The organism is Olleya sp. KJ81-1 (assembly GCF_055808135.1).
Genome location: NZ_CM147854.1, coordinates 2,217,177 through 2,230,060, shown reverse-complemented (window position 1 = coordinate 2,230,060; position 12,884 = coordinate 2,217,177). Strand labels below are relative to the sequence as shown.

14 protein-coding genes are annotated in these 12,884 nt (G+C 33.1%); 9 read left to right on the top strand and 5 right to left on the bottom strand.

Annotation, left to right across the window (positions count from 1 at the left end; genetic code table 11):
* Positions 1 to 2: 2 nt before the first annotated feature.
* Positions 3 to 1,349, top strand: coding sequence for a dihydroorotase (locus AC0L3M_RS10600; RefSeq protein ID WP_145004144.1), 1,347 nt, complete (start codon positions 3 to 5; stop codon positions 1,347 to 1,349).
* 2 nt (positions 1,350 to 1,351) lie between these two features.
* Positions 1,352 to 1,780 (top strand): DUF4296 domain-containing protein, encoded by a 429-nt coding sequence (locus AC0L3M_RS10595; RefSeq protein ID WP_145004140.1) that lies wholly within the window; start codon positions 1,352 to 1,354, stop codon positions 1,778 to 1,780.
* Here AC0L3M_RS10595 and AC0L3M_RS10590 read toward each other — a convergent pair.
* A complete protein-coding gene (locus AC0L3M_RS10590; protein WP_473430720.1) occupies positions 1,743 to 2,762 on the bottom strand; it encodes an NAD-dependent epimerase/dehydratase family protein in 1,020 nt (339 codons plus the stop codon). The genes AC0L3M_RS10595 and AC0L3M_RS10590 overlap by 38 nt on opposite strands.
* Positions 2,763 to 2,850: 88 nt before the next feature.
* Between AC0L3M_RS10590 and tyrS the strand changes: the two genes are divergently transcribed.
* Entirely contained in the window at positions 2,851 to 4,161 is a 1,311-nt protein-coding gene (tyrS, locus tag AC0L3M_RS10585; protein ID WP_473430719.1) for a tyrosine--tRNA ligase, read from the top strand.
* A 147-nt stretch (positions 4,162 to 4,308) separates the two neighbouring features.
* On the opposite strand, the gene AC0L3M_RS10580 is transcribed toward tyrS, so the two are convergent.
* From AC0L3M_RS10580 to AC0L3M_RS10570, 3 genes are all read right to left on the bottom strand, one after another.
* Positions 4,309 to 5,289, bottom strand: a complete 981-nt coding sequence (locus AC0L3M_RS10580; RefSeq protein ID WP_473430718.1) for a LuxE/PaaK family acyltransferase — start codon at positions 5,287 to 5,289, stop codon at positions 4,309 to 4,311.
* Positions 5,290 to 5,368: 79 nt separating this feature from the next.
* Complete coding sequence (locus AC0L3M_RS10575) at positions 5,369 to 6,127, bottom strand: T9SS type A sorting domain-containing protein (protein WP_473430717.1); 759 nt, start codon at positions 6,125 to 6,127, stop codon at positions 5,369 to 5,371.
* Between the two features lie 91 nt (positions 6,128 to 6,218).
* Entirely contained in the window at positions 6,219 to 7,892 is a 1,674-nt protein-coding gene (locus tag AC0L3M_RS10570; RefSeq protein ID WP_473430716.1) for a T9SS type A sorting domain-containing protein, read from the bottom strand.
* A 366-nt stretch (positions 7,893 to 8,258) separates the two neighbouring features.
* On the opposite strand from AC0L3M_RS10570, the gene AC0L3M_RS10565 reads away from it, so the two are divergent.
* Together AC0L3M_RS10565 and AC0L3M_RS10560 are read left to right on the top strand one after the other, a co-directional pair.
* Positions 8,259 to 8,942 (top strand): response regulator transcription factor, encoded by a 684-nt coding sequence (locus AC0L3M_RS10565; protein ID WP_145004123.1) that lies wholly within the window; start codon positions 8,259 to 8,261, stop codon positions 8,940 to 8,942.
* Between the two features lies 1 nt (position 8,943).
* A complete protein-coding gene (locus AC0L3M_RS10560) occupies positions 8,944 to 9,990 on the top strand; it encodes a sensor histidine kinase (protein ID WP_473430715.1) in 1,047 nt (348 codons plus the stop codon).
* Here AC0L3M_RS10560 and AC0L3M_RS10555 read toward each other — a convergent pair.
* Positions 9,959 to 10,936, bottom strand: coding sequence for a glycosyltransferase (locus AC0L3M_RS10555; protein WP_473430714.1), 978 nt, complete (start codon positions 10,934 to 10,936; stop codon positions 9,959 to 9,961). The genes AC0L3M_RS10560 and AC0L3M_RS10555 overlap by 32 nt on opposite strands.
* A gap of 286 nt (positions 10,937 to 11,222) precedes the next feature.
* Between AC0L3M_RS10555 and trmB the strand changes: the two genes are divergently transcribed.
* The 4 genes from trmB (at position 11,223) to AC0L3M_RS10535 (ending at position 12,869) form a co-directional block, all read left to right on the top strand.
* Positions 11,223 to 11,897 carry a tRNA (guanosine(46)-N7)-methyltransferase TrmB gene (trmB, locus tag AC0L3M_RS10550; protein WP_145004115.1) on the top strand — a complete coding sequence of 225 codons (675 nt, stop codon included), beginning with the start codon at positions 11,223 to 11,225 and terminating at the stop codon, positions 11,895 to 11,897.
* Positions 11,898 to 11,900: 3 nt separating this feature from the next.
* Positions 11,901 to 12,179 (top strand): hypothetical protein, encoded by a 279-nt coding sequence (locus AC0L3M_RS10545; protein ID WP_473430713.1) that lies wholly within the window; start codon positions 11,901 to 11,903, stop codon positions 12,177 to 12,179.
* Between the two features lie 68 nt (positions 12,180 to 12,247).
* The gene (locus AC0L3M_RS10540) at positions 12,248 to 12,529 is read left to right on the top strand and encodes a hypothetical protein (protein ID WP_473430712.1); all 282 of its coding nucleotides are present in this window, start codon (positions 12,248 to 12,250) and stop codon (positions 12,527 to 12,529) included.
* 4 nt (positions 12,530 to 12,533) lie between these two features.
* The gene (locus AC0L3M_RS10535) at positions 12,534 to 12,869 is read left to right on the top strand and encodes an MGMT family protein (RefSeq protein ID WP_191100177.1); all 336 of its coding nucleotides are present in this window, start codon (positions 12,534 to 12,536) and stop codon (positions 12,867 to 12,869) included.
* Positions 12,870 to 12,884: the final 15 nt, after the last annotated feature.

Here is a 12,884-nt window from a genome sequence, read left to right as displayed (position 1 = left end):
TAATGCAAAACAAGAAGACACTTATTAAAAATGCAAAAATCGTTAATGAAGGCACAATTTTTAATGGTGATATATTAATCGAAGGTCAGTTTATTACTAAAATAGACCATTCTATTAGCCCAAAATCTGCAGATGTTAATGTTTTTGACGCAGAGGGTAAATATGTCATTCCAGGAGCAATTGATGATCAAGTGCATTTTAGAGAACCAGGATTAACGCACAAAGCAAATATAGAGACAGAGTCTAGAGCTGCTATTGCTGGTGGAATTACCTCTTTTATCGAGATGCCAAACACCAATCCACAAACAACAACTATTGAAAAGCTAGACGAGAAATTTGCAATTGCTGCTAAAAAATCTTGGGCTAACTATTCCTTTATGTTTGGTGGTACTAATGACAATTTAGAAGAAATTTTAAAAGTAAATAAAAAGGAAGTTGCAGGTCTAAAACTATTTTTAGGATCGTCAACAGGTAATATGCTTGTTGATAATCCAGAGGTTTTAGAAAAAATATTTAACAGTACAGATTTATTAATTTCTGTGCATTGTGAGGACGAAGCAACCATCCAAAAAAACTTAGATATTTATAAGGAACGTTATGGAGATGACATTCCTGTAAATTTTCATCCTATAATTAGAAGTGAGGAAGCATGTTATATTTCTTCTTCTAAAGCTATAGAATTAGCTAAAAAAACAGGAGCACGTTTACATGTGTTTCATTTATCTACAGGTAAGGAAACCGAATTGTTTGACAATAAAGTACCTTTAAAAGATAAAAAAATTACTGCAGAGGTTTGTATACATCACCTGTGGTTTAGCGATAAAGATTATGACGAGAAAGGCACGCTAATTAAGTGGAATCCTGCGGTTAAAACCGAAAAAGATCGCGAGCAACTACTTAAGGCCTTGTTAGATGACAAGATAGACGTTATTGCTACAGACCATGCACCACATACCTTTGAAGAAAAATCAAACGTATACACATCTGCACCATCTGGAGGTCCTTTAGTACAACATGCACTACCAGCATTGCTAGAAATGTATCATGATGGTGATATCTCTATTGAGAAGATTGTAGAAAAATTTTGCCATAATCCAGCTATTTTATTTGAAGTAGAAAAACGTGGATATATCAGAGAAGGCTATTTTGCAGACCTAGTTGTTGTAGATTTAAACAACCCTTGGACTGTTAAAAAGGATAATATTTTATATAAATGTGGATGGTCTCCTTTTGAGGGTACAACATTTAAATCTAGGATTACCCATACGTTTGTAAATGGTGGTTTAGCATATAAAAACTTTAAGTTTTATGATACTAACTACGCACAACGTTTAACCTTTAATAGATAGTTATGTTAAAACAGAACATTGTAATATACATATTTATAACCTTGTTATTTGTGTCTTGTTACGGAATTGAAAAACCAAAAAAACCTGAAAATTTAATGAGTAAGGATAAAATGGTAGATGTTCTGGTAGAATTAGCATTAGTGTCTTCTGCTAAAGGAATTAATAAACGCGAGCTAGAAAATAAAGGGATAGTACCTGATACATTTGTTTACAGAAAACATAAAATTGACAGCACCATATTTGCAGACAGTAATAACTACTATGCATATGACATAGATGAGTATTCTCAAATATATAAGGATGTTAGAGATAGTCTAGAAAGTTTAAGAACTTTTTATAAAGCAGAAGAGAAAAAGGAAGACAAAATCAAACAAAAAGAATTAAAAGAAACAGTTAAACAAAAGCTTGATCGCGTGCAAACGCCAAAGTAGTTTGTTTTAAACTAGTGTCTATACTTGTAAAATTATAATCTAAAGCAGTTGTAATTTTGCTATTACTAAATTGACTTTGTGACAGAGCCGAATGTGCTGTTTGTTTAGACAACAAGCGTCGTTTACCTGTCAGTTTCTGTTTTATCCAATCCAATCGCCAACCTAAAGCTAATAGTAGTTTTGTGGCTTTCTTTTTTGGAGGGACGACATTTAGGTAGTTGGCAGTTTTGTAAATAAAGTCTTTAAAGCTTAAGTTTTCAGATACCAATATGTAGCGTTCATTAATAATGTTGGTTTTCATAAGTGTAACCATACAACTTACAACATCATTAACATCCACGTAACCTGTACTTCCTGTAGTGTAATAGGATATGCCTTTATTTACCATAGTAATTAGCGATCCACTACCATAATTCCATATTCCAGGACCAATTATAATTCCAGGGTTTACAATAACAGCATCTAAGCCTTCTTGTGTACCTCGCCAAACTTCAAGCTCTGCACCATACTTGGTAATAGCATAAACACTATTGTCAAATTCCTGATTCCAATCCGTATCTTCAGTAATTAATTGTGCATTATTAGTTGGTGTACCAATAGCAGCTATGGAGCTGACATAGCATAGTTTTTTTACCTGATTAGATAAACACAGATTAACAATATTTGCTGTCCCTTCAATATTAGTTTTTCTAAGCAGTTCAAACTTATTAGGTTCAAAAGATACAAAAGCAGCACAATGATAAACATGGGTAATGCCATTAAAAGCTTCAGTTAAATCTGGTATATCGTTTAAATCGGCTTTTACCCAATCAATTTTGCTAAAAAGGACATCAGGTGTGTCAGTATAATAGCTAAAAATGCGTTTAACGGTTTCAAACTTTTTTTCATTTCTATAAATAGCACGTAAAGATTGGTTTTCATTTAATAAATTAAACAATAAGTGTGCACCAACCAAGCCTGTTCCTCCTGTAACTAAAATCATACCTCTAAGGTAATAAATATTAGATATTGTATGTAGTTTATGGCACGATTTTTATCTTTGCGACTTCAATAATAAAACCACACTAAAAATGGCTAATGCATTTGTAGAAGAATTAAGATGGAGAGGGATGGTACACGATATCATGCCAGGAACCGAAGCGCAACTGGATAAAGAGATGACCACAGCCTATATTGGTTTTGACCCAACATCAGACTCGTTACACATAGGTAGTTTAGTACCAATAATATTGCTAGTACATTTAAAAAAAGCAGGACATAAACCCGTAGCTTTAGTTGGTGGAGCAACAGGTATGATTGGTGACCCTTCTGGAAAAAGTGACGAGCGTAATTTACTAGACGAAGCAACACTTAACCATAACGTAGCAGGTATTAAGTCTGTGTTGTCTCATTTTTTAGACTTTAACTCTAGCGATAAAAACGCACCAGTTTTAGTTAATAATTATGATTGGATGAAATCGTTTTCATTTATAGATTTTGCGCGTGATGTTGGTAAACGTATTACTGTAAATTACATGATGGCTAAGGATAGCGTTAAAAAACGTTTTTCTGGAGAAGAAGGTAGTATAGGTATGAGTTTTACAGAGTTTACTTACCAATTAATCCAAGGATACGATTTTTACCATTTATATAAACACCTAAATTGTAAATTACAAATGGGTGGAAGTGATCAATGGGGAAACATTACCACAGGAACAGAGTTGGTAAGACGTATGACTGTAGGTGATGACACAGCTAAAGCTTACGCGATGACCTGTCCATTAATAACAAAAGCAGATGGAAGTAAATTTGGTAAAAGCGAAGGTGGTAATGTTTGGCTAACTGCAGACAAAACTAGTGTATACAAATTCTACCAGTTTTGGTTAAATAGTTCTGACGAAGATGCAGAGAAGTACATCAAAATTTTTACCTTTTTAGATAAAGATACCATTGACGCTTTAATTGCAGAACATAAAGAAAATCCAGGTTTTAGAGCCTTACAAAAACGATTAGCAGAAGAGGTAACTACTTTTGTACATAGTAAAGAAGAATTAGAAAATGCTGAAAAAGCATCAGGAATATTGTTTAGTAAAGATTTTAAAAATGAAATTAAGCAGCTAAACGAAAATTTATTTTTAGATGTTTTTGAAGGTGTGCCACAAGCCGAAGTGTCTATGGACAAAATCGAAGCTGGTTTAGACATGATTGCTGCATTGGCTGCCGAAACTGATTTTTTAGCCAGTAATGGAGAAGCACGTCGTGCATTAAAAGAAAACTCGGTGTCTGTAAACAAGGATAAAGTAACAGAGGATTACACGATTACTAAAGACGATTTAATTAACGATAAGTATATTGTAATTAACAGAGGTAAAAAAACAACCTTTATTATTAAAGCTATCTAAAAAATTGCTGAGGTTGTAAATCTCAAATACTATATTAAATAATAAAGCCTGCTTAAAATAAGCAGGCTTTTTTTATGAAATCAGTTAACCAACCAAAAACTAATTTCTCTTTTTCATATTAGGTTGGTCGTATCTTTTTTAAAGTCCTTACAATACCATTAAATTACAGCCTCTAATATCACTATTATCAAAGCGACCAATAATTTCAAAGTCCTCATTATCATATACTTTACCTAAATCTTGAGTCGCAATAAAACTACAAGAATTTATATTTGCCAAATCAATAACATTAATACCACCAGTTTTTGGACTATTAAAAACGGTTAATGCATCCTCAGTATCTCTAGTTAAAATACGCATCCAAGGTGGACAGTTAAAAATACCATGTCCTTTGGAGTATGCTTGGCTTAATAACTCGGTCATACCATACTCGCTATGGATTGCATCCACACCAAAACCTGCTTTTAAGGTGTTGTGTAACTCTTCTCTAATCACTTCTTTACGACGTCCTTTCATACCACCAGTTTCCATAACAATAGTATGTTTAAGGTTAAAAGTGTGCAGATCTATTAAATCTAAAAGCGCAAAGGATACACCAATAAGTAATACGTTTTCTCCTGCTTGATCCAATGCAATTAGTGTGTCCTTTAATTGGTCTAAATTATTTAAGTAAAAACCACTTTTTGGCTTATTGGAATCTTTAATTAAATGGTCAACCATGTAAACTAAAGAGGAGCCTTCGCGTTCTAAATAATTAGGTAATAAGGCCAAAATGGTATAATCTTTTACATTACCATAAAAATGCTTAAAGCCTAATTTAAAACTAGTTTCATACACGCTTAAGTCAGATACCAAATGCTTACTGGTAATTTGTCCTGTAGTACCACTACTTGAAAAAGTAGTTTCAATAGGGTTAGTTGTACTTAATACCTGATGAGATTTAAAAAATTGTATGGGTAAAAACGGAATCTCATGCAAGTCTGAGATATCACTTGGATTAATATACAGTAAGTCGCAAAACGAACGATAGATTGTATTGTTTTCAAACTGAAAACGAAACACCTCTAAGGCTTTTGCCTTAAACTGCTCAGGAGTTGTAATTGTAAAAATGTCCTTAGTCGTAGTCATGAAATTGTAAAACACAAAAGTATATAAAATAAAAAAAGCGTTGCTATTGCAACGCTTTTTTTGTGAGGTATAATAAAACTTATTCTATTACTAATTTTTTAGTAGTAGTCGCTCCATTTTGCGTTAATTTTAAAATGTAAACGCCAGCTTTTAAATTAGACACGTTTAAACGACTAGTCGTTAATTTTGTGTTTAATACTTGCTTTCCTAAAACATCATAAGCAACAACAGCTACTGGTTGGTTGTTTGCAGTTTTGATATTTACAAATCCGTTAGACGTTGGATTAGGGAATACTGTGAATTCTGATTTTTTAAAAGTTGTTGTTGATAATGTTGAAGGGTCATAAACTTGAAGGTTATCAACATATATTACCGTAGAGCCATCAAATCCTGAAACATCATAGAATCTTAACCCAACTTCTATAGTTTCATCAGCAGTAGCAGTAAATGTAGTAGTTACTGTTTGCCAAGTATCAGTATTTGAAGGATCAGAATAATTAGCGTAATCATCTATATATAATCTTACTCTTGAATCATTATCACTTGATGGATGATAAATATCTACAGAAAAGGTATATTCAACTCCATTTTCTACATCTATATTTTGTCTAAAGTCTGTGTTTGCTTGAGTAGCAGTGTTAACTGTTACTTTTAAGGATTTCGTTCCTTCACTTATGATTGTAGACTCTTCATCAGTTGCTATTCCTGAGTCTATTAAAGACCAATTATCAGGCGTTGTTCCTGTGAAATTTTCAAAACCACCATTTGTAGCAATGTTTACTTGTCCATAACTAGATAATGAAACAAGTGTAAAAAGTAAAAAGTAAATTTTTTTCATATAAATGTGTTGTTAAATTTAGCATCAAATCTATACAAAAAAAGAGTTATCTGATAACAGATAACTCTTTTAACAATACCTTAATATGGGATTATTCTACTATTAATCGCTTAGTAGTAGAGGTTCCGTTTTGGTTTAATTTTAATATATAAACACCAGTTGTTAAGCTAGTAACATCTAATGTATTGTTGTTTAATGTTTTAGATAAAACTTGCTTTCCTAATACATCATATACAGTAACATTAACAGATGTATTTGTTTTAGTTGTAATGTTTACAAATCCTGTATTTGTTGGATTTGGATAGATGTTAAAGTTTGCAGTTGTGTTAAATTCTTGAGTTGTTAAAGAGGCTTCACTCCATGTTGTTGCTATTCTTAATTCATCCATTACAATAAATGGTGTTTCAGTTGCACTATCTTGACGAATTAAAAATTGAGAAAAAGTATTACCTGTACTTCCAGAAGCTTCGGTAGCGTCTGCAGCAGGTTCTACACCTCCTAATACTGGATTTACCCATGCACTTACAGTGTCATTATCTATGTCATAATTAAAGACAATAAAAGCTGTGTCGCCAACATTTAAATCTGTAGGTACAATTTGTGTTAATGTACCACCATTACTAATACCTACTCTGTAAGTTGTTGCTCCAGTAGGTGTTATCCATAGTCTAGATTCGTAACTTCCGGAGTCAGTCCTTAATACAGCAAAATAACCATCAGTAGCAGCAGCATCTAATGCAGTAACTTGTAACATAAAAGAAGCATAAATTTTTCCTGCATTGGTAGGTGTATAGTCAACAACTGGATCTGCTCCAGACCCATCAAAAGACATGGAGTTACCTGCAGCTGTTATTCCAGGATAAGTTAAACTTCCTGTTTCAACTAAGGCATCATCACCAGAAAAGTAGTTTGTCCAAGCATCTTGCTCTGCAATAGTTTCACCAGCTGTATAATCAAAACTTTCTGTAAAAGGTAAAGCTTGTACTTCTGCAATTGTAAAATTAACAGTCGTATTTACTGCTGGTACAATTGGATTATGAGAGTTGTCAACTAATTCTAGGTAAACAGAATGTGATCCTGCGCTTAAACTTGTAAGGTTTATTGGATTCGTGTCATATTTCATTACAATACTTCCGCCATCAACAGTGTAGTGGATGTGTCCATCACCAGTTCCGTTAGCGACGTTAAAATTTTGTACACTAACATCTACAGTTACATTTGGCGTATATAGTAAATCTCCTTCTGATGGAGATATAACAGATATACTTGGTGTAGATTGTGGTACTATTTGAAAATTGTCAACAATAATATTGCTACCTGCAGCAGTCCAACCAGCCACATCATAAAAACGTAGTCCAAAATCTGCAGTAGCAGCAGTTGCAGTAAATTCGTAAGTTAAGGTTTGCCAAGCTCCAATAATGCCAGAGTCTGAATAGCCTTGGTATCCATCAGCAAATAGCCTTGCTTCGGCAGCATTGTCTAATTGATAAACATCTACAGATACATCGTAAACTAAACCTGGTGTTACAGTAACGGTTTGTCTAAAATCTGTACTTCCTTGAGTCTGTGTTGTTACTAAAAAATTAATTGCAGAAGTACCTTCTGATACAATTGTGTTTTCTTCAGTTAGCGTTGTTCCTGATTCTGAAGTCCAAGAATCTAAAACGCCTCCAGTCCAGCTTTCAAATCCTCCATTTACTGCAGCGTTTTGTGCAAACGAGAAAGTTGATGTTAAAATAAAAATTAAAAAGTAAAGTTTTTTCATAATTAATGGATATAAAATTAGGCAATAAAGATACACAGAAAATTGACTTAACCCAACTATTAATAATGCTATCCTGCTTCTTAATGTTAAAATAACATCATTTTAATGCTTTGGTTATCAGATTTGTAGTTAAAGACTGATTATGCGTCTATTATATTTTTTTAGATTAATTTAGCATGTTATCTTAATGTTATTAATCATTTAAAAATTAAATCTTTTAGTAATAGTTTTATCTTTACATTAATATAACCATTATGTAATTCAATAGTAAAGTCCATAAAAATTTTACAACATCAGGTTGTTTTAAATAATAGACTGCCTATTGAAATACCATGTGATAGATAAAAAAACACATATAATAGACACATGAATAAAAAAGACATTAAAATCCTTTTAGTGGATGATGAGCCAGACATTTTAGAAATTGTAGGTTATAATTTAACTAATGAAGGCTATCAGGTAGTTACCGCTAAAAACGGATTAGAAGCAGTCAAAAAAGCTAAAAAAGAAAAGCCACAGCTTATTATTCTAGATGTGATGATGCCAGAAATGGATGGTATTGAAGCATGTGAAGCTATCAGAAAAATCCCAGAATTAAGCGCATCGCTTATTACGTTTTTAACAGCCAGAGGAGAAGATTACTCGCAAGTGGCTGGATTTGATGCAGGAGCAGATGATTATATTACTAAGCCTATTAAGCCAAAAGTATTGGTTAGTAAGGTTAAAGCATTGTTACGTCGTTTAAAAGCAGAAGAAACTAGTAAGTCTTTAATGACCATTGGTAACCTGGTAATTAATAGAGAGGAATATAAAATTATTCTGGATGGTGACGAGATTATTTTACCAAGAAAAGAATTTGAATTATTATCTTTATTAGCCTCTAAACCTAATAAAGTCTTTAAAAGAGAAGATATTTTAGATCGTGTTTGGGGTAACGAAGTCGTTGTTGGTGGACGTACAATTGACGTACATATTAGAAAACTACGAGAAAAAATTGGCGATGACAGTTTTAAAACCGTCAAAGGTGTTGGTTATAAATTTGTAGAATAATTTGAAGTTAAAAAAGACTTACAAGTTTGCATTAAAAACCTCGTTTTTAATAACAATCTTCCTCACCCTTTTTATGGGTCTGTTTTTGTATGCGTTTTATCTTGTGGACGTAGGACAAATAGCGCTTTTTGCTTTCGCAACCTTTAGCGTATCGTTTTTAATTACACAGTTTAGGGTAGAAAAATTTATCTATAAGCGTATTAACAAAATTTACAAAGATCTTACCCTTTTAGAAGCAGTTAGTTTTAGTAAAAAAAGCATCACTACAGACATGGCTACGCTGACCAAACAGATAGACCAATATGCTAAAAACAAAAAGCTAGAAATTGAAACACTTAAAGTAAGAGAAGAATACCGTAAGGAGTTTATGGGTAATATTTCCCATGAGCTTAAAACACCTTTGTTTACAGTACAAGGCTATCTAGAAACATTGTTAGATGGTGCTATGAATGACAAAAACGTAGCTGAAAAATATCTAGAAAGAGCCAATAAAGGTGTGGAGCGACTAATCTATATTGTTAAGGATTTAGACATGATAACCAAACTTGAAGTTGGAGATTTAAGTCTAAACGTCGATACCTTTGATATTGTAGAGCTCGTGCAAAGCGTTTTTGAGCTTTTAGAAATGAAGGCAGCCAAGAAAAAAATTACCTTAACCTTTGATATGGATTATAAGTATCCAATAATGGTAAAAGGCGATGAAGAACGTATACAACAAGTGTTGACTAACTTGATTGTGAATTCTATTAAATATGGACGCGAAAAAGGAACGACCGAAATCAGTATAGAAAAACTAATTAAAAACAAAGTCATTGTTAGAGTAACAGACAATGGAGAAGGGATTGAGAAAAAACATATCTCTAGATTGTTTGAGCGTTTTTACAGAGTCGATAAAAGTGGATCACGTAAAGAAGGTGGTTCTGGTTTAGGACTAGCAATTGTTAAACATATTATTGAGGCACACGACGAAAAAATTTATGTAGAAAGCGAGTTTAATATTGGTAGCGAGTTTTCTTTTACGCTTGAAAAAGCAAGAACAACGCCTTAAAGTCTATTGTATTTGTCAAACCTTTAAAACCAGAATAGGTAGTCACACGTTCCAATTGTTTTAAAGTAAAATCCTCCTGACTACAACTAGCAATAATCCCTTGGTTGTTTAAATAGTCAGCTAAATACTCTTGCTCAAATTGTCCAGGTGTTGGTATAAAAAACGCTTGTTTACCCAACTTAGCTAAATCCATAACTGTTGTATAACCAGATCTAGACACCACAAGTTCACTTTTATTAAGTGCCTGTTGCAATTCTTCGGTTTGCATAAAATTGTAAATCGTAAAAGGAGATTCCAACATAACGGTCTGTTCTGCTTCAATTTTTCCTCTAACAAACATCACCTTTCCTTTATAATTAATTAAATCAGATAGTAGTTTTTCTTCTAATATAGTGCGTTGTGGCTCTGGTCCAGACAACAAAACCATGATATCATACTTCGGCTTGACCTTAATTTTTTCTAACCGACTTAAAGGACCAATGTACTTTATCTTTAAACCTTTGTTTTTAAAATTATGACCAAGGTTTCCGCTTAAATTAGGTTGGTTTTCAAAATCCGGTATCCAACATTCATCAAAAGCCTTTAAATAGTGATCATGAAAATAAGTGCTTAATTTAGTAGTGCTTCCGCTTAACACATTTAATTGGTGCGTTATAAATACAGAAGGTACCGTTTTAGACAAAACACCCATTCTGTTGTCAGATATAATACCCTTAATATTATAGTCAGCAATAATTTTTTGTGTCGCGCGATGTTCTTTTTTTATCGCTTTTTTAATTTTAGGTAATTGCCAAAGCATTAACCATTTAAACCATGTTTTAGATTTGGCATATTTAACATTATAAGCAGGTAATGTAAGGCACGTCACACTCTCAAATTCTTTTTTAAGCAAATCTAAAGCTTGACCATCACTAGCAATAATAGGCTCAAAACCCGCTTCAATCAAGGCATTAATAATAGGTATGCATCGCGTCGCATGACCAATTCCCCAATTTAAAGGTGCAACAAGAATTCTTTTTTCATTATAAAAATTTGGGCGTTACCACAAGGGTCAGGCTGATAGTTTATCCTGAGCTTGCCGAAGGGTTATGTCTTTTTTTGCCATTTATGGCAGCAAAAAAAGGATGCCACTTCCATCCTTAACGCAGTAAAATGTCAAAATCAAAGATAATCATAAAGTTACTTAGGTATATTTCCTTAATTTTACGCCAGAAATAACAAATAGTTAAGAAGTGGGTAGCAAGAATAAGCAAAAAAGATTTAGAGAAAATGAAACCTTTGATAATGTGTTTCAGCCAACTAGAAGTCAATTAGTAGACCAGGTTTACGAGCATAAAGGAAATTGGAATAAAAATGTCTTTAAAAACAACAACCCATTAGTGTTAGAGCTAGGTTGTGGTAAAGGAGAATATAGTGTGGCTTTAGCAGAAAAGTTTCCTAATAAAAACTTTATTGGTATAGATATTAAAGGTGCACGTTTTTGGAGAGGAGCCAAAACTGCTACCGAAAATAATATGCCTAACGTTGCCTTTATACGTACACAAATTGAGTTGGTCGAGTCTGTTTTTGCAGAAAACGAAGTAGACGAAATCTGGATTACCTTTCCAGATCCACAAATAAAATATAAGCGTACAAAACACCGCATGACTAATTCGCAGTTTTTAAAACGTTACAAAACGATTTTAAAACCAGACGGAATCATGAATCTTAAAACAGATTCAGAGTTCATGCATGGTTACACATTAGGGTTACTACATGGTGAAGGTCATGAGGTATTACATTCTAATAACGATGTGTATAGACAAGACGGAAGCCCAGAAGAAGTAACAAGCATCCAAACGCACTATGAAAGCATCTATTTAGAACAAAACAAACCAATTACGTATATTAGATTTAAAATTAACTAACTATTGAATTTAACAATTACCTTTTTTGTAAGCTTATTAATTGCACTTGTTGGTGTAATCCCTCCAGGATTGCTTAACATGACAGCAGCAAAAATTAGTATAAAAGAAGGGTATAGTCGTGGCTTAGTATTCTCGTTAGGTGTTTGTGTTATTGTAGTGATACAAACATTAATAGCGGTTATTTTTGCGCGCTATTTAAGTAAACATTCTGAGGTAGTTAGGATATTACAACAAGTCGCATTTGTATTATTTGTTTTAATAACGGTTTACTTTTTTTATTAGCTACCAAGGATCCAAAACCAGAAGTAGAAGCCGATCGTAAAAGTAAACGCAGTCAGTTTTTTTATGGTATGGTGTTGTCAGCATTAAATGTGTTTCCAATTCCGTATCAAGCGTATATGAGTATAACTTTGGCTAGTTTAGGATGGATAACATTGGACAATCCAAACATTGCGTCCTATGTTGCTGGAGCAGCATCTGGTACGTTTGTGATGTTGTATATTTATGTGTTTTTTCTAAAAAAGATAAAAAGCAAAAAGCTAAAGTCACAAAAAAACATGAACTACATTATAGGTTCAATTACAGGTATAATTGCAATTGTAACACTAATAAATATTATAAAAGACTTTTAAAACTATGAAACCCGAAACACTTAATTTTTTTGATAAAGTGTATGAGGTAGCGCGACAAATTCCGTATGGTCGTGTGACAAGTTATGGAGCTATAGCTAATTTTTTAGGGGCTACACGTGGAGCCAGAATGGTAGGTTATGCTATGAATGGGTCACATAATAAAGACGTGCCTGCACACAGAGTGGTAAACCGTAAGGGATTACTAACAGGTAAACATCATTTTGATGGCACTAACCTTATGCAACAATTACTAGAAAGCGAAGGTGTTGAGGTTGTAGATAACCAAATCCAAAATTTTGAAACTCTATTTTGGGATCCTTCTGCATTACTTTCGGAATAATTTTTGATACGTTTT

Excerpts from the sequence above, each read along its gene's own strand:
- AC0L3M_RS10565 (WP_145004123.1), top strand. The coding sequence starts at position 8,259 with ATGAATAAAAAAGACATTAAAATCCTTTTAGTGGATGATGAGCCAGAC.
- AC0L3M_RS10540 (WP_473430712.1), top strand. The coding sequence starts at position 12,248 with ATGGTGTTGTCAGCATTAAATGTGTTTCCAATTCCGTATCAAGCGTAT.
- AC0L3M_RS10580 (WP_473430718.1), bottom strand. The coding sequence starts at position 5,289 with ATGACTACGACTAAGGACATTTTTACAATTACAACTCCTGAGCAGTTT.
- AC0L3M_RS10590 (WP_473430720.1), bottom strand. The coding sequence starts at position 2,762 with ATGATTTTAGTTACAGGAGGAACAGGCTTGGTTGGTGCACACTTATTG.
- AC0L3M_RS10570 (WP_473430716.1), bottom strand. The coding sequence starts at position 7,892 with ATGAAAAAACTTTACTTTTTAATTTTTATTTTAACATCAACTTTCTCG.
- AC0L3M_RS10535 (WP_191100177.1), top strand. The coding sequence starts at position 12,534 with ATGAAACCCGAAACACTTAATTTTTTTGATAAAGTGTATGAGGTAGCG.
- tyrS (WP_473430719.1), top strand. The coding sequence starts at position 2,851 with ATGGCTAATGCATTTGTAGAAGAATTAAGATGGAGAGGGATGGTACAC.
- AC0L3M_RS10595 (WP_145004140.1), top strand. The coding sequence starts at position 1,352 with ATGTTAAAACAGAACATTGTAATATACATATTTATAACCTTGTTATTT.
- AC0L3M_RS10600 (WP_145004144.1), top strand. The coding sequence starts at position 3 with ATGCAAAACAAGAAGACACTTATTAAAAATGCAAAAATCGTTAATGAA.
- AC0L3M_RS10575 (WP_473430717.1), bottom strand. The coding sequence starts at position 6,127 with ATGAAAAAAATTTACTTTTTACTTTTTACACTTGTTTCATTATCTAGT.